The organism is Exiguobacterium aurantiacum DSM 6208 (assembly GCF_000702585.1).
Lineage (GTDB): Bacteria > Bacillota > Bacilli > Exiguobacteriales > Exiguobacteriaceae > Exiguobacterium > Exiguobacterium aurantiacum.
Genome location: NZ_JNIQ01000001.1, coordinates 2,572,349 through 2,593,158, shown reverse-complemented (window position 1 = coordinate 2,593,158; position 20,810 = coordinate 2,572,349). Strand labels below are relative to the sequence as shown.

The following is a 20,810-nucleotide window of genomic DNA, read 5'->3' as shown; positions in this document are numbered from 1 at the left end:
TGACTCACATCTGAGTCAGTTCTTTTTATATCTGAAGGAGGAACCAACTATGAAAAATGATGCAAAACGCGCGAACTTTATCACGTTCGCAATCATCGGTGCCATCATCGTCATCGGTATCGGGCTGTTGTTCTTTTTGAACAACGCGAACGAAGAGGAAGGCGTCAACGCCGTCACGGCAGAAGAGCTGGAGACGAAGATTTCGGAAGAAGAAGAGGTCGTCGTTTACTTCTGGCAGACTGGCTGTGAGTACTGTGAACAAGTGAAACCATACGTCGAGCCGCTCGTTGAAGAGTACGATGCCGTCTCGATCAACTTGGCCGACCATAACGTCTGGACGACATACGGCATTAACGGCACCCCGACCGTCATCCGATTCGAGGACGGTCAAGAGACAGGGCGCATCGAAGGAGCCGTCTCTGAGCAACAATATGAGACGTTCTTTAAAAACGAGGAGGGCGAACAGTGATCAAAAGTCGTTTCTACCAGACGTTGTTTGAACTGAACGCCTCGCCGTTCATCGCCAAACGGCTCCGGTCGTTCGCTGAGTCACCGATCAGCCGTCCGCTCATCCCTTCGTTTGCTAAACTGTATGCGATCGATCTCGAGGAAGCGAAAGATCCGATCGCGACGTATCCGAGTTTGCACGCCTTCTTCACGCGTCACTTGAAAGACGGCGTTCGTCCTATCGATGAACGCGCCGACGCCATCGTTTCCCCGTGCGACGGGAAATTGTCGATCGTCACGGACATCTCAGACGATAGCCGCTTCGAGGTGAAAGGGCAGTCCTACACGCTCGCCGAGTTGCTCGGCTCTCAGCAAGAGGCGCGTCGTTACGCAGGCGGCACGGTGTGTGTGCTTTACTTGAGCCCGCGCGACTATCACCGCGTCCACGTCCCGCTCGCCGGGCGCGTGCTCAGCCATTATGAGCTCGGTGATCGATCGGCCCCGGTCAATGAGATCGGTTTGACGGAGACGGTCCGTCCGCTCTCGCGCAACTATCGCCGGGTCACACGCTTTGACAGTGCGGCCGGCGTGTACGAGCACGTCATGGTCGGCGCCTTGAACGTCAACACGATCGAGTGGACGCATGACGCGTCTGAAGTGGCGAAAGGCGAGGAAGTCGGCTACTTCTCGTTCGGCTCGACGGTCGTCCTTTGCTTTGAGAAAGGGCGGGTCGCGATTGACTCGTCAAAAATCGGTCCGGTCCGACTCGGTGAAGCGATCGGAACGATCCAAAACGGCTAATTCACAAACTTTTTCTTTCCGGCCAAACGATACACTAGTCGTTTGGTCGGTTTTCGTTTACCATAGAAGGGATATCAATACTTGTATGAGTAGTTGAATCGCTTTAGATAATTGGAGGAATTCAAACGTGTTTAATCGACTTTATCCGAAACAGTTCGTCGCGTCAGTCTTTGACATCGACCTTGAAGAATTGAAAGACCGTGGTGTCCGCGTCATCTTGACGGACCTTGATAATACACTCGTGGCCTGGGACGTCCCGCACGCACCGGAGCTTCTTTTGCTATGGTTGGAAAAAGTGAAATCACACGGACTCGATGTCATCGTCGTGTCGAATAACAACGAGAACCGCGTCCGAACGTTCACGGAACCGCTCGGTCTTCACTACGTGTCGCGCGCGAAAAAGCCATTGCCGTCAGGTTTCAAGCAGGCGCTCGCCAAATACGGCTACTCGACGAAGGAAGCGATCTTCTTAGGGGACCAACTGTTCACGGACGTGCTCGGCGCCAACATGGCCGGCATCCACGTCATCCACGTCGAACCTGTCGTCAAGACGGACGGTCTCGTCACGAAGTTCAACCGTATGCTCGAGAAAGTCGTGTTCGCGCACATGAAGCGCCGCGGGAAGTACGTATTGATCACGAAGAAAGTCGAGGAGATTGCCGTCGATGCGAAGCGGGCCAAAGTGGCTGTCGCTGAGAAAATCGGGGAAGCGATGCACTCGCGTTCCGAAGATTCACATAAAAAAGATGAATAAGGACCTCGAACGCACAGGAAGAAGGAGGCTGTCCTTGTACGGCGCGTAAGGCGTCGGAATTAACGCTTCAGGAGTAGCGGCGAGGCGCTACAGCGAATGAAGAAGAGGAAACTTAAATGACAGCAGACAACGCTATGGAAGAAACAAAACGTTATTGCGCCGGTTGCGGCGTTCTCATTCAAACGGAAGACCCGGCTGGTGTCGGGTATGCCCCGAAATCGGCACTCGATCGCGAGATCGTCATTTGCCAACGATGCTTCAAATTGAAACACTACAACCAAATTCAAGACGTCGAACTGACAGATGACGACTTCTTGCGCATCTTGAACGGGATTGGCGCGCGCGAGGCGCTCGTCATTAAAATCGTCGATATCTTCGACTTTAATGGGAGCTGGCTCCCGGGACTCCAACGTTCGGTCGGGTCCAACCCGGTCCTCTTGGTCGGAAACAAAGTCGACTTGTTGCCGAAATCGGTCAACCCGAACCGGATGGCGAACTGGATGAAGAGCGAGGCGAAAGAACTCGGCTTAAACCCGGTCGACGTCCATTTGATCAGTGCCAAAAAAGGGCACGGCATCGACGAACTCGCTGAGAAGATCGAATATTACCGTAAAGGCAAAGACGTCTACGTCGTCGGTTGCACGAACGTCGGGAAGTCGACGCTCATCAACCAGATCATCAAGCGTTTCGGCGAAGAGGACGAGGCAATCATCACGGTCAGCCATTTCCCGGGAACGACGCTCGATTTGATTGACGTCCCGCTCGATGACGATGCGAACCTTTACGACACGCCAGGGATCATCAACCGCCACCAAATGGCCCATTACGTCGATGCGAAAGATTTGAAGACGATCACCCCTAAAAAAGAGATCAAACCGCACGTGTTCCAATTGAACCCGCAGCAGACGCTCTTCTTCGGTGGACTCGCCCGTCTCGACTACATGGAAGGCAACAAACGGTCGTTCGTCGTCTACATGTCGAACGAGTTGAAGACGCACCGTACGAAGCTCGACAAAGCGGACGAGTTGTACGAGAACCATATCGGCAAAATGCTCAACCCGCCGAACGAGAAGACGCTCGAAAAATTGCCGCCGCTCGTTCGTCACGAGTTCAGTCTCCGTGACGGCGTCAAGACGGATATCGTCTTCAGCGGACTCGGTTGGGTCGCCATTCACGGCAAAGGCGGCCGTATCGCTGCTTGGGCCCCAAAAGGAGTTGCCGTCACGTTGCGTGAGGCGCTCGTATGAGACTGGCCGTCATCGGTCACCCGATTGCTCATTCGCTCTCTCCCGTCCTGCACGAGCAGTGGCTGAGGGCGTCTGGGCTTTTCGGGCGCTATGAGGCGATCGATGTCACAGCAGCCGAGCTCGCACCGTTGTTTCAAGCGATGCGAGACGGGGACTTTGACGGATTCAACGTGACGATCCCGTACAAAGAAGCGGTCATCCCGTTGCTAGACGATTTAGAAGAGGCAGCCAAGTCGGCTGGCGCCGTCAACACCGTCTACAAACGAGACGGTCGTTTAATCGGGGCAAACACGGACGGCATCGGTCTCGTGACCGCACTCGACCCATACACCGACTGGACGGGCCGTGTGCTCGTCATCGGGGCGGGTGGAGCGGCGCGTGGGATCATCCATGCGTTACCGACGCGAAATGTCACGGTCACGAACCGAACGATGAGCCGGGCGGAGCGTCTCGCGGACGAGTTCGGCATCGAGTCGAGCACGCTGTCAGACGTCGATGTCTCACGGTATGACGTCATCATCCAGACGACATCGGTCGGGATGGACGGGGTGTCATCCCCGTTATCGTTAAATCGATTACGACAAAACACCGTCGTTTGTGATATCATATATCGTCCACTCGTCACACCATTTTTAAGCGAAGCCACCGAACGCGGTGGAAAAACCGTCAACGGGATCGCCATGTTCGTCGGACAAGGCGCCTTGGCGTTTGAACGTTTTACAGGTGTGAAACCGGATCAACTTGTTGGAATGAAGTTAATTGAGAGCTTATTGGAGGAATAGAAATAATGTTATCAGGTAAACAAAAACGTTTTTTACGTTCAGAGGCCCATCACCTCTCGCCGATCTATCAAGTCGGTAAAAATGGTGTCAGCGAAGCGATGTGCAAAGACATTAGTGACGCGCTCGAGAAGCGTGAACTGTTGAAAGTGCAAGTGCTCCAAAACTGTGCCGACACGCCGAAAGACGTGGCCGGAGAGCTCGCTGAAGGCACGAAAGCCGAAGTCGTTCAAGTCATCGGGAAAGTCATCGTCTTGTACAAACAGGCGACGGAGAAAGAAAATCGCCAAATCAAACTTCCATGAGCCGCATCGGTTTGATGGGAGGGACGTTCGACCCCCCACATCTCGGTCATCTGCTCATTGCCGAACAGGCGCGGGAACAACTCGACCTTAATGAGATTTGGTTTCTGCCAGCGGCTATCCCGCCCCATAAGTCCGGGTTCAGTCCGGCAGACGACCGGATCGAGATGACGCGACGGGCGATCGCGGACAACCCTGCCTTCAAGCTCAGTTTGATCGAGTTCGAACGAGAAGAACCGTCGTATACGGTCGAGACGATGAAACGGTTGCGCGAGCGCTATCCCGACGACACGTTCTTTTTCTTGATTGGTGCCGACTCGCTCGAAGCGCTCGAGAAATGGTACGATTACGAGACACTCATTCAGCTCGTTACGTTCGGCGCCGTCGCTCGTCCCGGAAGCCGCTATCGTCTTCCGAAACGGGCCGATGTCCGGATGATCGACATGCCGCAGCTTGAGATCTCGTCGACCGACATCCGGGAGCGCGCGAAGCGGAACCGCTCGGTCGCCTACCTCGTGCCGGCTGACGTCGAAACTTATATCAAGGAGCATGGACTGTATGACGTATGAAGAAGCGAGAACGTTGATTGAACAGACGTTGCCCGAAAAACGACTCATCCATACGCTCGGCGTCGTCGAGGCGGCTGAACGCTTGGCGCTGAAGTATGGAGAGAACGTGGAACAGGCACGTCTGGCAGCGATGTTGCACGACTATGCGAAATATTTTGACCGTGATGAGATGCGCCGGGTCGTCTTGGACGAGCCGCTCGACCCGTTGTTGCTCGAATTTGATGACGAGTTGCTCCATGCGCCGGTCGGTGCGGTCTTGTTGGACCGCACTTACGACCTGGACGCTGCCGTCGTATCCGCCATCAAAAATCATACGACGGGTGAACCGGGGATGTCGCGCCTCGACCAGATTTTATTCGTGGCCGATGCGATTGAACCGAACCGAAACTATCCTGGCGTCGAACTGTTGCGCGACGTGGCCGAAACGTCACTCGAGGCAGCCGTCGTCGCGACGCTGCGCCAGACGATCCACCATTTATTGAACAAGTCGGTGCGGATTTTCCCACTGACGATCGAGACGTATAACCATTTTGTGAACACACCTTAGGAGGGTCAATATGACTGTAAAAGAACAACTAGAATTGATTGTGAAAGCTGCGGACGACAAACGTGCCGAAGACATCGTCGTCCTCGACATGGAAGGGATTTCACCGATCGCGGACTATTTCGTCATCTGCCACGGGAACTCAGAGAAGCAAGTCGAAGCGATCGCACGCGAAATTAAAGACGTCGCCGGTGAGAACGATCTCCCGCTTCACAAATTCGAAGGCATGGACACGGCTCGTTGGGTGCTCGCTGACCTCGAGAACGTCGTCGTCCACATCTTCCATCGCGACGACCGCGACTACTACAACCTTGAGCGGCTGTGGGCTGATGCGCCGCACATCGAAGTGGAAGTCGGCTAATGGCGTACGAAGGGTTCGCCTACGTATACGACGAGTTGATGAAAGACGCACCTTACGGGGAGTGGGTCGCGTTCGTGCGGCGTCATTTGCCGGACGGTGCGTCGCTCGCCGACGTCGGATGCGGGACGGGTTCTGCGACGATTCAACTCGCCGCTCATTACGACACGCTAGGCATTGACTTGTCTGAATCGATGCTTGAAGTCGCCCAAGAGAAAGCGCTTGAAGCTGGTGTTGCGTTGCCGCTTTGGCAGCAAGACATGCGCGAGCTCGAGTTGCCGAGCCCCGTCGATGCCGTGACGATCCTTTGTGACTCGCTCTGCTACTTAGCGGACGAGGCCGATGTCATCGACACGTTTGAGGCGGTGTATGAGCAACTCAAGCCGGGCGGGACGTTCATCTTCGACGTCCACTCGCCGAACAAGATGGAGACGCTCTTCAACCAGAAGACGTACGCGTCGAACGGGGAGGACTGCTCGTACATTTGGTTCGCCGATCCGGGCGAGGCCCCGCTCTCGGTCGTTCACGACTTGACGTTCTTCGTCGCCTTAGAGGACGGGACGTATGAGCGTGTTGAAGAGACGCACGAACAGCGGACGTATGAGCCGGGACAGTATATGCAATGGCTCATCGGGGCGGGCTTTCATGTGAAATCGGTAACGGCCGACTTCACGGACAAAGCGCCAGGCCCGGACGCCGAACGCATCTTTTTTGTCGCCGAGAAATAAGACGAGACCTCATCGCGATTGCGACGGGGTCTTTTTGTCATGCCGAGACCGTCATCGCGATTCGACAAATGCGTGAAGTTTTCATAGGAATCGTTCCATTCCTGGCTGAAACGGGAATGAGAACAAGAGACATCGGATGGAAGGAAGGAATGTGAGATGAAACTGACACGAGGACGGATGCTAGAGTTCGGTTTCGTTTTGTTCATGGGGATCATTCTTGTCACATCGGTGATCGAAGAGGCGTGGTTTGACGCGAGCGTCGCCGGGGCCGGGATGGTGTCCGGGTTGATCCCGTTCCTATTGGAGAAAGCGTTCAAGACCGAGTTCGACGCGAAGATGAAAGTCGCCTATATTTTGTTTTTGTTTGCGTCGCAATATTTGGGATCGATCGTCGGTCTTTACTCGAACGGGTGGTGGGACACGTTTTTACACGTCTTGAGCGGGGTGTTTTTGGCGTTTCTCGGCTATGACTTTTTCAGCCGTCTCGATGATGACATTCGGCTCGAGATGCCGAAACGGTTCGTCTTCGTCTATATCGTCGTCTTCTCGATGGCGGGGGCGGCGCTGTGGGAGATGTATGAGTTCACGTCCGACCTCGTCTTGAATACGACGATGCAAGGGAACGGTAACGACGATACGATGGTCGACATCGTCGCCGGGTCGCTCGGGGGAATTATCGCGGCGTTGCTGGTGACAGAGATTCACCGGAAAGAACAACAGAAAAACGGCGAATGATAGCGATTACAAAAAAGAGTTCGGGATTCTCGAGCTCTTTTGTTTGTAATAATTATTATCTTTTAATATTATTAACTTTGTAAGAATGATTATAAAGAGGAGGCAACAATATGGATCAACATCGTCGTCTAACTACTAACCAAGGCGTCCCAATCGGGGATAACGCCAACTCCATCACTGCGGGCCGCCGCGGCCCAACGCTTCTCGAAGATTATCAGCTAATTGAGAAACTCGCCCACTTTGACCGTGAGCGCGTGCCGGAACGGGTCGTTCACGCCCGTGGTGCCGGAGCACACGGTGTCTTTAAAGTTAAAAATAGCATGAAACGATATACAAAAGCCAATTTCTTGCAAGAAGAAGGAAAAGAAACTCCAATTTTTGCTCGCTTCTCGACGGTCATCCACGGCCTCGGCTCACCGGAAACGCTCCGTGACCCGCGCGGATTCTCGGTCAAGTTCTACACAGAGGAAGGCAACTATGACTTCGTCGGGAACAACTTGCCGGTCTTCTTCATCCGTGACGCCATCAAATTCCCGGACGTGATCCATTCACTTAAGCCGGACCCACGGACGAACCTTCAAGACCCGGACCGTTTCTTCGACTTCATGTCGCTCACACCGGAGTCGACGAGCATGCTCATCCACTTGTTCAGTGACGAAGGCATCCCGGCGTCATACCGTCATATGCGCGGTTCGTCTGTCCACTCGTTCAAATGGGTCAACGAATTCGGCAACACGGTGTACGTAAAACTCCGTTGGGTTCCGAAACAAGGTATCAAAAACTTGTCGATGGACGAAGCGGCGAAAGTGCAAGCGGAAGACTTCAACCATGCGACGCGTGACTTGTTCAACGCCATCGAAGAAGGCGACTTCCCAGAGTGGGACTTATACGTTCAAATCCTCGACCCGGCCGATATGGACAACTTCGACTTCGATCCGCTCGACGCGACGAAAGATTGGTTCGAAGACGTCATCCCGTATCAACTCGTCGGAACGATGACATTGAACAAAAACGTCGACAACTACTTCGCTGAGACGGAATCGGTCGGTTTCAACCCGGGTGTGCTCGTGCCTGGTATTCAACCGTCTGAAGACAAGATGCTCCAAGGTCGTCTCTTCTCATACTCGGACACGCAACGCTACCGCATCGGGGCGAACTACTTACAGCTCCCGATCAACTGCCCGTTCGCACAAGTGTCGAACAACCAGCGTGACGGCGCGATGCCGTTCAAGCAGCAGACGAGCCCGGTCAACTATGAACCGAACCGCTATGAGGACGCACCGAAACCGGATGCGGCTTATATCGAGACGGAACAGCCGCTCACAGGCGTAGCCGGTCGTCAGAAGATCGAGAAGACGAACGACTTCGGGCAAGCGGGCGAAGTGTACCGCCGTTACTCGCAAGAAGAGAAAGACGCCCTCGTCCGTAACCTCGTCGCCCACATTAAAGAAGTCCGCCACGAGAACACGGTGCTGTTGTTGATCTGCAACTTCTACCGTGCGGACCGTGACCTCGGCGAGCGTCTCTCGAAAGAGCTGAACGTCGACATCACACCGTTCTTGAGCCAAGTGACAGAATAAGCAGAGGAGCAGAGTGCGTTTGCGCTCTGCTTTTTTTGCGTATACTAGAGAATGGAGGTGACGAGATGAATGTGCGAAGTGGGGGCTATTTGCTGATCGAACGGACGAAACGAGCCGACTATATGGACGCGCGATTGATTCCGGAGTTCGTCCAGTCAGCGAGTGCATGCATTTGTGAACAACATCCGACGCTTGAGGTTCTTTGGGGGACGTCAAACCGTAGTAAGGAGCTGTATCGAGAACGGCTGCGACTCAGCGAAGAAGACTTTCTCATGCTCATAGAATGGGTAGCATTATACCATGAGCGGGGGGAACTCGGATACCCTCAAACGTTTCAGACGATGGAACTCGCGAAGAAATTTCGGGACCGCTTCTTCGCTCATATCGAACTCGACATCATTGAGCTCTGCCTGCCTGAGTCTTATGTTTTTGACTTATTAGCAGAAGGTGAAGAAGGAGACGGTCCCGAGCGATACGGTGTCGAACGGTTCATTTTACGACACGAACACGACGAGACAGCAGGACGGCTTCTCGGTTATGAAATGCTCGGGTATGAGTATGGCACGTTCCATTCGTATTTGTGCAACGGGTTAGAGCGGGACTTCGCGGAACGATTCACGTTTCGGTTGAATGAGCACGGTTTCATTCCGACGCTCAAAGAAGCGGAACGGTATTGTGCATACAGTAATCAAGAAGACGTGGGGACGGAGCCTGTCTTATGGTTGCCGTGGGTCATCTCGAAAGTAGAGTGAAGTCTCTACAATTGTCGGAAGCCTTCCCTCTGTGCCAAGATAATAAAAAAGGGGGAAGCTTCATGAACCAAGTCATCGAAACGTTATTGAACCATCGCTCCGTCCGCTCGTTCACGGACGAGCGCTTGACCGACGAACAAATCCGGCTCATCGTCGAGAGCGCCCAACGTGCCTCGACGTCGAGCTTCATCCAAGCCTACTCGATCATCGGCGTGACCGACCCGGATAAGAAGACACGGCTTGCTGAGATTGCCGGGAACCAGGCGTACGTCGCTGAGAACGGGCATTTTTTCGTCTTTTGCGCCGATTTTTATCGTCACGAGTTGATCGGTGAACTTCATGATGCGGCCGTGACGGCCACGCTCGAGACAGATGAGAAGCTGCTCGTCGCGGTCATCGACGCGGCGCTCGCCTCACAAAACGCGGTCATCGCCGCGGAATCGATGGGGCTCGGTATTTGTTACATCGGTGGGATCCGGAACGACATGTTCGCCGTGAAGGAACTGCTCGGTCTGCCGGAGCGGGTGTTGCCGTTGTTCGGTCTCGCGGTCGGTGTCCCGGACCACGTCGAGGACCAGAAGCCGCGCCTACCGTTCGAACACGTCTATCACGAGAATACATATGAACTCGAGTCGGATGAGTTGAAACGCCAACTGTCACGTTATGATGAGACGATCCACGACTATTACGCGGCACGCGGTTCAAATCAACGTAACGACACGTGGACCGGTCAGATGGGACGGATGTTGTCGAAACCGACCCGGCTCGACGTGAAAGACTTTTTAAAGACGCAAGGGTATTTGAAGCAAAAATAAAAACCGCCAATACTTCGGCGGTTTTTATTTTGTCCGGGCATCGAGCCATGCCTTGTCGATGGCGCCGAACTGTTTCGCGGTGATGACACCCGACTCGTCAAGGACGTACGTCGTCGGCATCGCTTGGATGCGGTAGCCGTTCGCGACGGTACCGTCCTCATCATAGACGACCTCGAACGCATCTTCGTACGGGGCGACGAACGTCTGGGCGTCCATCACGTCACGCTCACTCGTCGTCGTATTCACGGCGACGATCGTCACTTCGTCCGTCGAACGGGCGAATGTGGCCATGTCGGGCATTTCGGCACGGCAAGGGGGGCACCAAGACGCCCAGAAGTTGATGACGACGCGCTGTCCGCGTAAATCTTCCAAGCGGAACGTACTGCCGTCCGTTCGTCTCAACTCAAAATTCGGGGGCACTTGGCCGATGTTCAGTCCCGTCGCTTCCGTCGTGTTCGAGTCGAGCGTCTTCGTCTCGTCCGGCAAGCTCGCATTGACGACGGCGAGGAGGACGAGGGCCCCGAGTCCGTATTGCACGACACGGCGCGACGGTCTCGCAAGGTAAACGGCAAGGGCGATTAATGCTGTGAAAGGCACGAGCCACGACAGGTTCAGCGTCGTCGTCACATACGTGCTCGCGAGCCAGATGGCCGATGCCCCGACCGCCGTCCAAACCAATAAACCGAGCGATGGCGTCCGCATCCAGCGCCACGTTAAAATAATCAATAAGACGATGAGCCCGGCCGTGTACAAGTGGAGCGGCTGGGGTGAAGCGATGAGTGGAAGCGAGGCGTAACGCGGGACGGTAAGCGTCACACCGAGCCAAAGGACGAGACCGGACAACGTCCAATAGCCATAAAGCCGCTTGTCGAGCCGAAAGACGAACAGTCCGATGACGAGCGCGGCGATGGCGACCGACCAGTTTCCACCGGTCGCATACAGGGCAAGTGACAAGCTGCCGGTCGAGATCAGACCGATCACGATGGCGCTCCCTTTCCAAGCAAGGAAGCCGGCGAACCAAGTGCCGAGGACCGCGTCACGCTCTTTTTCCGTCAAACCGATTTTTTTGAAGCCGATGTAGAGAACGAGCAGACTGACCATGAATACGAGCAAGTCGAGTCGGATGTTCAGTGGGCCGATTGCAATCAAATGATCCCTCCTAGAGAAAAAGCGCCCAAACGAGTGGGCGCTTTCTTTGTTTTTAGTATAGCATTAGCGAATTTGTTCTGCATTGAGGACTGTCTTCATCGCGCCATAGCCACCGAGGATGTTTTGGATATCCTTGTAGCCGAGCGATTGGAGGACACTCGCTGCCATGCGTGAACGGACGCCTGACGCACAGTGGACGGCGATCGTTTTGTCTGTCGGGAGACCTTCGTGGTCGCGTGCGAGTTTTCCGAGCAAGATACGTTCGGCTTTCTCATAGTGGCTTGCGTTCCATTCTGTCGCGTTACGGACATCAAGAACGAAGACGTCACCTTTTTCAGCTGAATCGATCGCTTGTTCGGCCGTCACGTCCGTGTACGTTTCCGTCAACAGCTCTTGACCGAGCTCTTCGACAGGAACGATGTAGCGGAGTTTATCCATGCCGATTGATTGTAAGTCGATTTGAACTTGCTCGACGTCGTCAGCGCTCGCGATGAGCGTGATGTCTTCGTCGAAGTTGACGAGCCAGCCAGCCCATGAGACGAACTTCGTGTTGTATGGGATGTTGATCGTGCCCGGGACGTGACCTTTGGCGAAATCTTCGCCTCTACGTGTATCGATGACTTGCGTGTCGTTCACAAGCTTGTCGAGACGGTCAGCACCGACGACTTCCGGACGTGGAAGAGTGTTCGTCACTTCGATGCCTTCCTTATTCACTTTCTTCATCATCGCGAAGTAGTTCGGCGGCTCCGGTTGGTCCGTCGTCAACTCTTTGATGAACGCATCTTTGTCTGTCATTTGAAGCGCCCAGTTCGTCGCTTTCTCGTAACCGACCGTCGATGTTGGGATCGCGCCGAGCGCTTTTCCGCAAGCACTGCCGGCACCGTGGCCAGGCCATACTTGGACGAAGTCAGGAAGAGCTTTGAATTTGTTGAGCGAATCGAACATTTGCTCGGCGCCGATCGCTGTCGTGCCTTTCACACCGGCTGCTTCTTCGAGCAAGTCAGGACGACCGATGTCGCCGACGAAGACGAAGTCGCCTGTGAAGATACCCATCGGTTGGGTCTGGTTGCGGTCGTAGAGCAAGAACGAGATATGTTCTGGCGTGTGACCTGGTGTGTGCATGACTTCGAGCGTGACGTTACCGACTTTGAACGTGTCGCCTTCTTTGACGAGTTGTGAGTCGATGTCTTTCGCGAAGGCATACTTCCACGAAGCGTCGCCTTCATCTGACAAGTACGCTTTCGAACCAGTGCGCTTGGCGAGCTCGAGTGACCCTGAGACGAAGTCGGCGTGAATGTGTGTCTCTGCCGTGGCGACGATGTTCATACCTTCTTTTTCGGCTTCTTGCAAGTAAGGTGTGATGTTGCGGGCCGGGTCGATGACGACGGCCTCGCCTGTCATCTGGCAACCGACCATATATGAAGCTTGTGCTAATTTTTCATCATAGAAATAACGTAATAACATGTGAAGTACCCCCTAGAATAGTTGACTGTAAACATCAGTAGTTTCGTTGAATTTTATATAAAGAAGTAATTAAACTGTCTCACCCGTCCAGCTCATCATGCCACCGTCGACGTTGACGACGTCGAAGCCGAGCGAATCGAGATAAGCCGCCGCGTTCATGCTACGTCCACCGGCCGCGCAAATGACGTGAATCGGTTTCGAACGGTCAAGCTCATCGACTTTCGCCCCGAATTCAGAGAGCGGTACGTTTTTCGCTTGTTTAATGTGACCGCCCGCATATTCGTCCGTTTCACGAACGTCAATCAAATTGAGCGAGTCATCAGCGTTTAGCAACGTTTCGAGTTCAGTCGTAGAAATGGTTTTCATGTGGTCATAATCTCCTTTTCATTGATCAGGTTTTTTTGGCAACGAGAATCTTTCGTTGGCTTTAATATACCCCCTAAGGTATACTCAATGCAAGCAGAAAGATTGGAGGCGAAATAAATGCGTAAAATCGTGATGGTGTTGTCAGTTTTAGTAGTCGGGACCCTTTTAATCGTACTATTCACATCAAATAAGGGAGAAATTACTAAAATCGACGTCGAAACATTACAAAACAGATTGGAAAACGATGATATCACCTTAATAGATGTCCGTGAAGTGGAGGAATACGAGGGGGGGCATATAGAGGGAGCGGTGAACGCACCACTTTCTACATTAAATGAGACCGAATTGCCCTATGCGAAAGATGACCCCATCTATATCATCTGTCGAAGCGGAAACCGGAGCGCCCAAGCTGCACGCTTGTTGAACGACCGGGGGTATACTGAAATTTATGACGTGACCGGCGGCATGATCGCCTGGGAACAGAAATAGAACTTACTTCTCGCAAGTAGGGAACTGGAGGATTGTTTATGGAGTTAGGGTTTATCATTACCATCTTTTTAATCGGATTCATCGGGTCGTTCATCTCGGGGATGGTCGGCATCGGCGGTTCGATCATCAAATATCCGATGTTATTGTACATTCCGCCGCTCCTTGGATTTGTCGCGTTCAGCGCGCATGAGGTATCCGGGATCAGCGCGATTCAAGTATTCTTCGCGACGATCGGGGGAATCTACGCGTACCGAAAAGGTGGATACTTGAACAAGCAGCTCATCCTTTACATGGGTGTGGCGGTGTTGATCGGGAGTTTCATCGGCGGTTACGGGTCGACGCTCTTGTCGGAGAACTTGATTAACGTCGTGTACGCCGTCCTGGCCACGATCGCGACGGTCATGATGTTCCTGCCGAAAGCGAACGTCGAGAACGTCCCGCTCGATCAAGTGACGTTCAATAAAGTCATCGCCGCCGGGTCAGCGTTCGTCGTCGGGATCGCCTCAGGCATCGTCGGCGCAGCGGGGGCGTTCATCTTAATGCCGATCATGCTCGTCGTCTTGCGCATTCCGACGAAAATGGCGATTGCGAGTTCGCTCGCCATCACCTTCATCTCATCGATCGGATCGACAGCCGGTAAAATCATCACCGACCAAATCGTGTGGGAGCCGGCCTTCATCATGATCATCGCCAGCTTGATCGCGGCACCGATCGGGGCGAGTGTCGGGAAGAACATGAAGACGAAGTCGCTCCAACTTATTTTGGCGCTCCTCATTTTAGCGAGCACGGTCAAGATTTGGATGGACATCATCGGTTAATGAAAACTACCGGCATCGGCGAGGGCACTGAAAAACTTTAAATGATTTTGAACAGAGGAGCGTCGCCCCGGCAGGGATAGCGTTCCTCTGTTTTCATTGCCCTTCAGCCGCCCTGTCCGGCACGCCGCTTTCCTGGGGGCGGGCGTCGAGCCGAATCGCGACGTCGTCGCTGCTGGGTCTCGCCTTGCCCGCTGATTCCCCGGGAGTCGGCGTGCCCTCGGGCGGCGCTGTACGCGTCTGGCATTTCGGACTATGCTGACTGCAACACAGCGACCAACTCGACTATGAGCAGACGGATGATTTCAAGGACCATCGCCGGAAACGCTTCGCCATCGAGGCGAAGAACAGCCAACTGAAGAACCCGCAAGGTCTGGCGCGCTACAAGACGCCAGACCTGAAAGGCATGACGTTACAGAGCGTGATGGCAATCATCGCGGTCAACCTGAAGCGAATCATTGCCCTCCGAAAAGAAAAAAACAGGATAAGGGCAATGAAAAAGGGGGATTGGATAGAGCGGAGGTTTTTCAGTACCCTCGCATCGGCCGGTAGTTTTTTCATTACATATATCGGGCTCTGCGATGATTTCCCACATTCCTTCGGTTGATTTAAGGTCAAAGGAACGTTAAAATACGACTCATACGTTTGTACGTTCAATCGTGGAGACACGATTCGACTATATGGATCTACACATGAAGGAGTGTTTTTGAATGAATCCCATGAATCAATCGAAAGGAAAGATGGCTCGGTTCCGGCAAGCGACAGTCAACTCGTTCCAGACACATCGTCTGTTTTGGCTGTTCACCTTGCTGCTTTGGACGAAGTCGACCATCGCCTATCAGTTCTTTTTCAACATCCCGATTGACAATGCGATGCAGTCGTTCATCTTATTGATCAATCCGCTCAGTTCGACGCTATTCTTGTTCGCGTTCAGTTTCTTCTTCGGAGGGAACAAGCGAAAGTGGGCGCTCTATATTTTGTACGCCATTTCATCGCTCATCTTGTTCGCTGACACGACATATTACCGAGAGTTTACGGACTTTTTGACCGTCCCGGTGTTGTTCCAGTCTTCGAACATAGAGACGCTATCGTCGTCCTTTTTATCATTGCTTGCCTGGAAAGACTTGCTTCTATTAGGAGACTTGATCGTCTTGCCGTTCTTGCTTTGGAAGATGAACGAGACGGGCAAGGCGTCACGCAAACGTGTCATCGCGACGTTCACAGCGGCTGCCGCTATGTTCGGCTTCAACTTGGCGCTTGCCGAGACGGAGCGTCCAGAGCTGCTCACGCGCTCGTTCGACCGTGAACTATTAGTTAAAAATCTTGGGACGTTCAATTTTCACGTGTACGACGCGATGCTCCAGACGAAGACGTCGGCGCAAAAAGCGATGGCCGACGGTTCCGAGCTCGCGGAGATTGAATCGTATACGCGTCAGAATTATGCAGCGCCGGACCCGGAGATGTTCGGCAAGTATAAAGGCAAGAACGTCATCGCCGTCTCGTTCGAGTCGGCTCAAAACTTTACGAATCACATGAAAGCACCAAACGGCGAGTACATCACGCCGAACTTGAACAAACTGATCGAAGAGTCGCACTTCTGGCCTAACTTCTACCATACGACCGGCCAAGGGAAGACGTCGGACTCTGAGTTCGCGCTCGACAACTCACTCTTCGGATTGCCGCGTGGCGGGGTCTACTTCACGAACGCCGATAACGAGTACAATGCGTTGCCGGAACGTCTCAAGCAAGACGGCTATCACTCGGCCGTGTTCCATGCGAACAACAAATCGTTCTGGAACCGCGACCAGATGTACGCCAACATCGGGATCGACGAGTTTTATGACCAAGACAGTTACGACCTCGGGGACCCGGCCGACATGACGGAATGGGGACTGCTCGACGATGAGTTCTTCTTACAGTCGGTGCCGATGATTGAAGAGTTACCGGAGCCGTTCTTTGCGAAACTCATCACGCTGACGAACCACTTCCCGTTCACGATGCCGAGTGAGGAGCATGAGCTCGTGCCGAAGTTCGAGACGAACTCGACGACGCTCAACAACTTCCCGCAAGCGCTCGCCTATCAGGACTACGCGCTCGGACTGTTCATCGACGAGTTGAAGGCGAACGGCATGTGGGAAGACACGATCTTCATCGTCTACGGCGACCATAACGGCATCTCGACGAACCATAACGCCGCGATGGCCGACTTGCTTGGGAAAGATGAGATCACCCCTTATGACGTCGCGAAGCTCCAACAAGTCCCATTCGCGATTCACTTACCGGGACAAGAAGAAGGTGTCGTCCATGACGGCGTCGGCAGCCAAATCGACATGAACCCGACGATTCAGCATTTGCTCGGAATCGACACGTCGGACCAAATCGGGTTCGGGAACGATTTGTTCGCGCCGGAGCGGAACGACCGCGCCATCTTCCGTGACGGGACGATTGTGACGAAAGACCATGTCTTCACGCAGTCGATCTGTTACGAAGCGGAGACGGGTGAAGTCGCCGCCGACCGTGATGTGTGCACACCGCTCGAAGAAGAAGCAAACAAAGTGCTCGAGATGAACGACGCGATCATTTACTCGGACTTGCTTCGCTTTAAAGAACAGAATGAATGATGAAAAAGAGAGAGTGCCATCTCTCTTTTTTTGTTGTCTTGAATCAGTACGCGAATGAACGTGGTAAGATGACAGGAGTCATAACAGGAGAGAGTGAAGCGAATGGAGTATACGGGAGAACGGGTCATTCCCGATCAAATGAGCCCGATGAACGGGATGTTGCTCGAACATATCGCCCGTTATCAGTTTTCATTATTGTATTTGAACGGGCGCGTGCTCGACTTCGCGACAGGGAGCGGCTACGGCGGACAACTGATCGCGAAAAACTTAAAAGGGGCCGTGAAAGAAGTCGTCGGCGTCGACGTATCCGAGACCTCGATTCACTATGCGAAAGGTCGCTATCATCATCCGAACGTCACCTACGTCGTCGGGGACGTACTCGACCGGACGCTCCCTGAACAGCTCGGTCAATTCGACTGTATCGTCAGCTTTGAGACGATTGAACACGTCGCGGATTTTGAGAGGTTTATGGAAAACGTGTGGGCGTTGTTAAAGCCGGGAGGGACACTCGTCTTGTCGACACCGTTCGGACAAGGGATTGGGCAGCCGACGAATGAACCGTTTCACGCGCATCAGTTCACGGAAACGGAATTTGAAGCGCTGTTCGAACGCTTCACGTCAGTCGAATACTACTATCAACGAGGGGTGCTCGTTGAACCGAAGCGGACAGGCCGTCATTACCCGTTTGGGATCGCGGTCGCGGTCAAATAAAAAAATCCCGATGAACGTGTCAACGGGTGATGAAATAGTAGAGGAGCCCGAGCCCGATAAACGAGAGCGGCAATAAGATGATATAAATCCAGGAAACCATTGACCAACTCTTCCTTTGGCTATACTCGGATTTGTCTTTGCCGAGGCCGACCATGATCGTGAAGATGAGGGCGATCAAGCAGACGAGTAGCGATAATCCAATCGTGAGGTACATGTTGTCACATCCTTCATTGTTTCTTCATATATTCAGCATAGCTGAAAAACAAACAAAAAAGCCTCTGAAATGTTGGGATTATGTGTCCAACAGACAGAGGCTTTTGTCACGATTTTTGGTCGTGGATGTACGTTTTCGCGTCATCGATCGGAATGCCGAGCGCCTCGTAGATGACGGTGAGGGCGCTATCGTTCCGTTTATCTGTCTCTGCGGCGACACAGTCGCGCGGGACATGAAGCTCATATTCGCGCATATAGCCGTCGTTCGCCGAGAACAAGATGCAGATGTCCGAGGCGACACCGGTCATCACGATCTTTTCGACATCGAGTTGTCGAAGCAAGATGTCGAGCTGCGTCCCGTAAAATGCTGAATGGCGGGGCTTGATGATAAAGTACTCTTTGTCTTCCGGCTCGATACGTTTGGCGATGTCCCGCCCTTTCGACGCCTCGACGTGACGGACGATGTCCTCAGTGCTGTCTTTCCACTGGCCAAAGTTATCGTTACAGTAGATGACCGGCAAGTCCGCGTCTTTAAAGTGGCGCTTCAGCTTCAAAATCGGCTCGACGATCGGTTCCGTGTTACGCAATAGGTCGTCCCCGCCGACAAAATCGAAGTCGTTGAACATGTCGATGATGAGTAAAGCGGTTTTTGACATACAGGTTCCTCCTCGTTAGAAACTAATCTCTAATAGGAAGTACCACTTCATCCGACCGTTTAACCGTTATTCGGCGAACGTTTTACTGCGGAACATGAACGCCGTGACGATATAAAACGCGATGATATGAATCAACACGTACAGCGCCGAGAACCAAATCGTCACGTCCATCGTCTCCATGAAGCCGGGACTTTGGTAATAGACGGACAAGTCCGTGTGCAGGAAGACGATCCATTTGGCGATGGCCGGCTTCCACGTGATGAGGAGCCCACCGATCATCGTCGACAGGAAGTTCGCGAGCACGGTAAACCCGATGACGACGCCGACCGACTTGAAGACGACCGAGAACATGAGCGTCAAGAAGATGACGAACACGCCGCTCGATATGCTCAGTAAGATGTTACGGAACTGCTCGAACGTCAAGTTCCCGTCCAGCGTGAGGGCGAAGCCGTACGAAACGGCGATGATAAACACGAATTGGACGAGCATGATCAGAAGGGCGGCCACGAGTTTGGATAATAGGATGCGGTCGCGTGAGTAAGGGCTCATGAGCAAATGCTTCAACGTGTCGAACTTTAACTCGTTCCCGATCATCTCGGCCGTGAAGACGATTGTGAAGATGCCGAGGAACGTCATGGCGGCCATCGTCGCATAGTTGACGAACGTGGCGGCATCCCCTGGCTCATTTCCGCTTCGGACGATGAAATACGTCAAGACGATGATCCCGGTGTACATTCCGAGTGCGACGAGCGGTTTGATCGTCCGTCTCCACTTCATGAACTCATTGGCTAGTAATGAACGCATTGTTCGTGCCTCCTTCTTTCTTCGTCAATTTCAAGAACTGTTCTTCGAGCGTCTCGTGCTTCATCCCGATTTGATAAACCCCGATCCCTCGGTCGATGAGATGTTTCAACAAATGGGGGATGTCGGCTTCCGGACGTGGAACGATGAACGTCTCGGCCGACTGTTGGATGATCTTGACGTCATCGAACGCGAGCGCCGCCACATCGAGCGCTTCGGACATATGCGCCCGGTCGACTTTACAAAGGATGACGCTTTCGGTCTTCGGTTCGCCTTCGCCGCCTTGGACGGATTTGATTTGCCCTTGGTCGATGATGGCAAAACGGTCCGTGATCATTTCCATCTCGCTGAGCAGATGGCTCGAAATCAAGATGGCGATGCCGCGATGGTCGGCGAGGTGTCGCAAGTACTGGCGAAGGTCGGCGATGCCGGCCGGGTCGAGACCGTTCGTCGGTTCATCCAAGATGAGTACTTTCGGGTTGTGCAAGAGCGCCCGGGCGATCCCGAGCCGTTGTTTCATCCCGAGTGAGTACTGCTTCACTTTCATATCGAGCTTCATCTCAAGGCCGACGAGAGCACCGAGAGCGTTCAAATCTACTTTCTTTAGACCAGGGATCAAATTCATCGCATGAATCAAATTTTCACGACCCGTCAAGTACGGATAGAAAGCCGGATTCTCGACGATTGCCCCGATACGGCTGAGTGCCTCTTGGCGCTCGGTCGCGACGTCGAACCCATCGACGGTCACGGAGCCATGTGTCGCCGGCATGAGGCCGGTAATGATGCGAATCGTCGTCGTCTTCCCGGCGCCGTTCGGACCGAGGAACCCAAAAATCTCACCCGGCACGACTTCGAAACTGACGTTCGTCAATACGTTCGTCTTACCCATCTTTTTGTGTACGTTTTGTACGGTTAACATGCTGTCACCTAGCTTTCGTTGAGAGTATTTACCAACTTGCTTACAACGGTATTACGGAGCAGACTGAAACAAGGTTTCACCTTTTTTTGAAATGGATGAAACGGAGCTGTCGGTTCACATTTTATCGATAAGGAAAACTTATTGAAATAGTATGGACGAATTGTGAATTTGAATGGGTCTTTCGAGCTGGAAAGG

At 53.3% G+C, this 20,810-nt stretch carries 26 protein-coding genes; 19 read left to right on the top strand and 7 right to left on the bottom strand.

Annotated features, from left to right (window positions below):
* The first annotated feature begins 49 nt into the window (after positions 1–49).
* The 14 genes from P398_RS0113665 (at position 50) to nfsA (ending at position 10,411) form a co-directional block, all read left to right on the top strand.
* The gene (locus tag P398_RS0113665; RefSeq protein WP_024371848.1) at positions 50–469 is read left to right on the top strand and encodes a thioredoxin family protein; all 420 of its coding nucleotides are present in this window, start codon (positions 50–52) and stop codon (positions 467–469) included.
* Positions 466–1,248, top strand: coding sequence for a phosphatidylserine decarboxylase (locus tag P398_RS0113660; RefSeq protein ID WP_051151422.1), 783 nt, complete (start codon positions 466–468; stop codon positions 1,246–1,248). Before P398_RS0113665 ends, P398_RS0113660 begins: the two co-directional genes overlap by 4 nt.
* A gap of 127 nt (positions 1,249–1,375) precedes the next feature.
* Positions 1,376–2,002, top strand: a complete 627-nt coding sequence (locus P398_RS0113655; protein ID WP_024371850.1) for a YqeG family HAD IIIA-type phosphatase — start codon at positions 1,376–1,378, stop codon at positions 2,000–2,002.
* A gap of 134 nt (positions 2,003–2,136) precedes the next feature.
* Positions 2,137–3,249 carry a ribosome biogenesis GTPase YqeH gene (yqeH, locus tag P398_RS0113650; RefSeq protein ID WP_024371851.1) on the top strand — a complete coding sequence of 371 codons (1,113 nt, stop codon included), beginning with the start codon at positions 2,137–2,139 and terminating at the stop codon, positions 3,247–3,249.
* The gene (gene aroE, locus P398_RS0113645; RefSeq protein ID WP_029335756.1) at positions 3,246–4,031 is read left to right on the top strand and encodes a shikimate dehydrogenase; all 786 of its coding nucleotides are present in this window, start codon (positions 3,246–3,248) and stop codon (positions 4,029–4,031) included. Before yqeH ends, aroE begins: the two co-directional genes overlap by 4 nt.
* A 5-nt stretch (positions 4,032–4,036) precedes the next feature.
* Positions 4,037–4,333 (top strand): ribosome assembly RNA-binding protein YhbY, encoded by a 297-nt coding sequence (yhbY, locus tag P398_RS0113640; protein WP_024371853.1) that lies wholly within the window; start codon positions 4,037–4,039, stop codon positions 4,331–4,333.
* Positions 4,330–4,899 carry a nicotinate-nucleotide adenylyltransferase gene (locus tag P398_RS0113635; RefSeq protein WP_029335755.1) on the top strand — a complete coding sequence of 190 codons (570 nt, stop codon included), beginning with the start codon at positions 4,330–4,332 and terminating at the stop codon, positions 4,897–4,899. The genes yhbY and P398_RS0113635 overlap by 4 nt, the downstream gene beginning before the upstream one ends.
* The gene (yqeK, locus tag P398_RS0113630) at positions 4,889–5,446 is read left to right on the top strand and encodes a bis(5'-nucleosyl)-tetraphosphatase (symmetrical) YqeK (protein ID WP_029335754.1); all 558 of its coding nucleotides are present in this window, start codon (positions 4,889–4,891) and stop codon (positions 5,444–5,446) included. The genes P398_RS0113635 and yqeK overlap by 11 nt, the downstream gene beginning before the upstream one ends.
* A 10-nt stretch (positions 5,447–5,456) precedes the next feature.
* Entirely contained in the window at positions 5,457–5,804 is a 348-nt protein-coding gene (gene rsfS, locus P398_RS0113625) for a ribosome silencing factor (RefSeq protein WP_024371856.1), read from the top strand.
* Positions 5,804–6,529: a class I SAM-dependent DNA methyltransferase gene (locus P398_RS0113620; RefSeq protein ID WP_029335753.1), complete on the top strand. Its 726-nt coding sequence runs from the start codon at positions 5,804–5,806 to the stop codon at positions 6,527–6,529. Before rsfS ends, P398_RS0113620 begins: the two co-directional genes overlap by 1 nt.
* A 156-nt stretch (positions 6,530–6,685) precedes the next feature.
* Positions 6,686–7,264 (top strand): hypothetical protein, encoded by a 579-nt coding sequence (locus P398_RS0113615; protein ID WP_024371858.1) that lies wholly within the window; start codon positions 6,686–6,688, stop codon positions 7,262–7,264.
* Between the two features lie 110 nt (positions 7,265–7,374).
* A complete protein-coding gene (locus P398_RS0113610; protein ID WP_029335752.1) occupies positions 7,375–8,844 on the top strand; it encodes a catalase in 1,470 nt (489 codons plus the stop codon).
* A gap of 65 nt (positions 8,845–8,909) precedes the next feature.
* The gene (locus P398_RS0113605; RefSeq protein ID WP_051638918.1) at positions 8,910–9,596 is read left to right on the top strand and encodes a hypothetical protein; all 687 of its coding nucleotides are present in this window, start codon (positions 8,910–8,912) and stop codon (positions 9,594–9,596) included.
* A gap of 62 nt (positions 9,597–9,658) precedes the next feature.
* Positions 9,659–10,411, top strand: a complete 753-nt coding sequence (gene nfsA / locus P398_RS0113600) for an oxygen-insensitive NADPH nitroreductase (protein WP_029335750.1) — start codon at positions 9,659–9,661, stop codon at positions 10,409–10,411.
* A gap of 24 nt (positions 10,412–10,435) precedes the next feature.
* Here the strand turns inward: nfsA and P398_RS0113595 are convergent, their stop codons facing one another.
* The 3 genes from P398_RS0113595 to P398_RS0113585 all read right to left on the bottom strand — a co-directional run bounded on the left by P398_RS0113595 (position 10,436) and on the right by P398_RS0113585 (position 13,390).
* Positions 10,436–11,560: a TlpA family protein disulfide reductase gene (locus P398_RS0113595; RefSeq protein WP_029335748.1), complete on the bottom strand. Its 1,125-nt coding sequence runs from the start codon at positions 11,558–11,560 to the stop codon at positions 10,436–10,438.
* A gap of 63 nt (positions 11,561–11,623) precedes the next feature.
* The gene (locus P398_RS0113590; protein ID WP_034799239.1) at positions 11,624–13,024 is read right to left on the bottom strand and encodes an MBL fold metallo-hydrolase; all 1,401 of its coding nucleotides are present in this window, start codon (positions 13,022–13,024) and stop codon (positions 11,624–11,626) included.
* Positions 13,025–13,093: 69 nt separating this feature from the next.
* Positions 13,094–13,390, bottom strand: coding sequence for a rhodanese-like domain-containing protein (locus tag P398_RS0113585; RefSeq protein WP_029335746.1), 297 nt, complete (start codon positions 13,388–13,390; stop codon positions 13,094–13,096).
* A gap of 117 nt (positions 13,391–13,507) precedes the next feature.
* Between P398_RS0113585 and P398_RS0113580 the strand changes: the two genes are divergently transcribed.
* From P398_RS0113580 to P398_RS0113560, 5 genes are all read left to right on the top strand, one after another.
* Positions 13,508–13,879: a rhodanese-like domain-containing protein gene (locus tag P398_RS0113580; protein ID WP_029335744.1), complete on the top strand. Its 372-nt coding sequence runs from the start codon at positions 13,508–13,510 to the stop codon at positions 13,877–13,879.
* A gap of 38 nt (positions 13,880–13,917) precedes the next feature.
* On the top strand, positions 13,918–14,697 hold the full coding sequence (locus tag P398_RS0113575; RefSeq protein WP_029335743.1) for a sulfite exporter TauE/SafE family protein: 780 nt from the start codon (positions 13,918–13,920) through the stop codon (positions 14,695–14,697).
* Between the two features lie 259 nt (positions 14,698–14,956).
* Positions 14,957–15,301: a transposase gene (locus tag P398_RS17145; RefSeq protein WP_081828311.1), complete on the top strand. Its 345-nt coding sequence runs from the start codon at positions 14,957–14,959 to the stop codon at positions 15,299–15,301.
* 103 nt (positions 15,302–15,404) lie between these two features.
* Positions 15,405–17,315 carry an LTA synthase family protein gene (locus tag P398_RS0113565; RefSeq protein WP_024371870.1) on the top strand — a complete coding sequence of 637 codons (1,911 nt, stop codon included), beginning with the start codon at positions 15,405–15,407 and terminating at the stop codon, positions 17,313–17,315.
* Positions 17,316–17,417: 102 nt separating this feature from the next.
* Positions 17,418–18,026, top strand: a complete 609-nt coding sequence (locus tag P398_RS0113560; RefSeq protein WP_029335739.1) for a class I SAM-dependent methyltransferase — start codon at positions 17,418–17,420, stop codon at positions 18,024–18,026.
* A gap of 19 nt (positions 18,027–18,045) precedes the next feature.
* Here the strand turns inward: P398_RS0113560 and P398_RS0113555 are convergent, their stop codons facing one another.
* The 4 genes from P398_RS0113555 to P398_RS0113540 form a co-directional block, all read right to left on the bottom strand.
* The gene (locus P398_RS0113555; protein ID WP_029335738.1) at positions 18,046–18,240 is read right to left on the bottom strand and encodes a hypothetical protein; all 195 of its coding nucleotides are present in this window, start codon (positions 18,238–18,240) and stop codon (positions 18,046–18,048) included.
* A gap of 106 nt (positions 18,241–18,346) precedes the next feature.
* Positions 18,347–18,895, bottom strand: coding sequence for a cysteine hydrolase family protein (locus tag P398_RS0113550; RefSeq protein ID WP_029335737.1), 549 nt, complete (start codon positions 18,893–18,895; stop codon positions 18,347–18,349).
* 66 nt (positions 18,896–18,961) lie between these two features.
* Positions 18,962–19,699 (bottom strand): ABC transporter permease, encoded by a 738-nt coding sequence (locus P398_RS0113545; protein ID WP_029335736.1) that lies wholly within the window; start codon positions 19,697–19,699, stop codon positions 18,962–18,964.
* A complete protein-coding gene (locus tag P398_RS0113540) occupies positions 19,677–20,585 on the bottom strand; it encodes an ABC transporter ATP-binding protein (protein WP_235263395.1) in 909 nt (302 codons plus the stop codon). Before P398_RS0113540 ends, P398_RS0113545 begins: the two co-directional genes overlap by 23 nt.
* Positions 20,586–20,810: the final 225 nt, after the last annotated feature.

Bases quoted from the DNA above. Each gene is read 5' to 3' on its own strand.
- aroE (WP_029335756.1), top strand. From the start codon at position 3,246: ATGAGACTGGCCGTCATCGGTCACCCGATTGCTCATTCGCTCTCTCCC.
- P398_RS0113635 (WP_029335755.1), top strand. From the start codon at position 4,330: ATGAGCCGCATCGGTTTGATGGGAGGGACGTTCGACCCCCCACATCTC.
- P398_RS0113555 (WP_029335738.1), bottom strand. From the start codon at position 18,240: ATGTACCTCACGATTGGATTATCGCTACTCGTCTGCTTGATCGCCCTC.
- P398_RS0113550 (WP_029335737.1), bottom strand. From the start codon at position 18,895: ATGTCAAAAACCGCTTTACTCATCATCGACATGTTCAACGACTTCGAT.
- P398_RS0113545 (WP_029335736.1), bottom strand. From the start codon at position 19,699: ATGCGTTCATTACTAGCCAATGAGTTCATGAAGTGGAGACGGACGATC.
- rsfS (WP_024371856.1), top strand. From the start codon at position 5,457: ATGACTGTAAAAGAACAACTAGAATTGATTGTGAAAGCTGCGGACGAC.
- P398_RS0113590 (WP_034799239.1), bottom strand. From the start codon at position 13,024: ATGTTATTACGTTATTTCTATGATGAAAAATTAGCACAAGCTTCATAT.
- P398_RS0113560 (WP_029335739.1), top strand. From the start codon at position 17,418: ATGGAGTATACGGGAGAACGGGTCATTCCCGATCAAATGAGCCCGATG.
- P398_RS0113615 (WP_024371858.1), top strand. From the start codon at position 6,686: ATGAAACTGACACGAGGACGGATGCTAGAGTTCGGTTTCGTTTTGTTC.
- yqeH (WP_024371851.1), top strand. From the start codon at position 2,137: ATGGAAGAAACAAAACGTTATTGCGCCGGTTGCGGCGTTCTCATTCAA.
- P398_RS0113605 (WP_051638918.1), top strand. From the start codon at position 8,910: ATGAATGTGCGAAGTGGGGGCTATTTGCTGATCGAACGGACGAAACGA.
- P398_RS0113620 (WP_029335753.1), top strand. From the start codon at position 5,804: ATGGCGTACGAAGGGTTCGCCTACGTATACGACGAGTTGATGAAAGAC.
- nfsA (WP_029335750.1), top strand. From the start codon at position 9,659: ATGAACCAAGTCATCGAAACGTTATTGAACCATCGCTCCGTCCGCTCG.
- P398_RS0113665 (WP_024371848.1), top strand. From the start codon at position 50: ATGAAAAATGATGCAAAACGCGCGAACTTTATCACGTTCGCAATCATC.
- P398_RS0113610 (WP_029335752.1), top strand. From the start codon at position 7,375: ATGGATCAACATCGTCGTCTAACTACTAACCAAGGCGTCCCAATCGGG.
- P398_RS0113585 (WP_029335746.1), bottom strand. From the start codon at position 13,390: ATGAAAACCATTTCTACGACTGAACTCGAAACGTTGCTAAACGCTGAT.
- yhbY (WP_024371853.1), top strand. From the start codon at position 4,037: ATGTTATCAGGTAAACAAAAACGTTTTTTACGTTCAGAGGCCCATCAC.
- yqeK (WP_029335754.1), top strand. From the start codon at position 4,889: ATGACGTATGAAGAAGCGAGAACGTTGATTGAACAGACGTTGCCCGAA.
- P398_RS0113580 (WP_029335744.1), top strand. From the start codon at position 13,508: ATGCGTAAAATCGTGATGGTGTTGTCAGTTTTAGTAGTCGGGACCCTT.
- P398_RS0113575 (WP_029335743.1), top strand. From the start codon at position 13,918: ATGGAGTTAGGGTTTATCATTACCATCTTTTTAATCGGATTCATCGGG.
- P398_RS0113540 (WP_235263395.1), bottom strand. From the start codon at position 20,585: ATGGGTAAGACGAACGTATTGACGAACGTCAGTTTCGAAGTCGTGCCG.
- P398_RS0113565 (WP_024371870.1), top strand. From the start codon at position 15,405: ATGAATCCCATGAATCAATCGAAAGGAAAGATGGCTCGGTTCCGGCAA.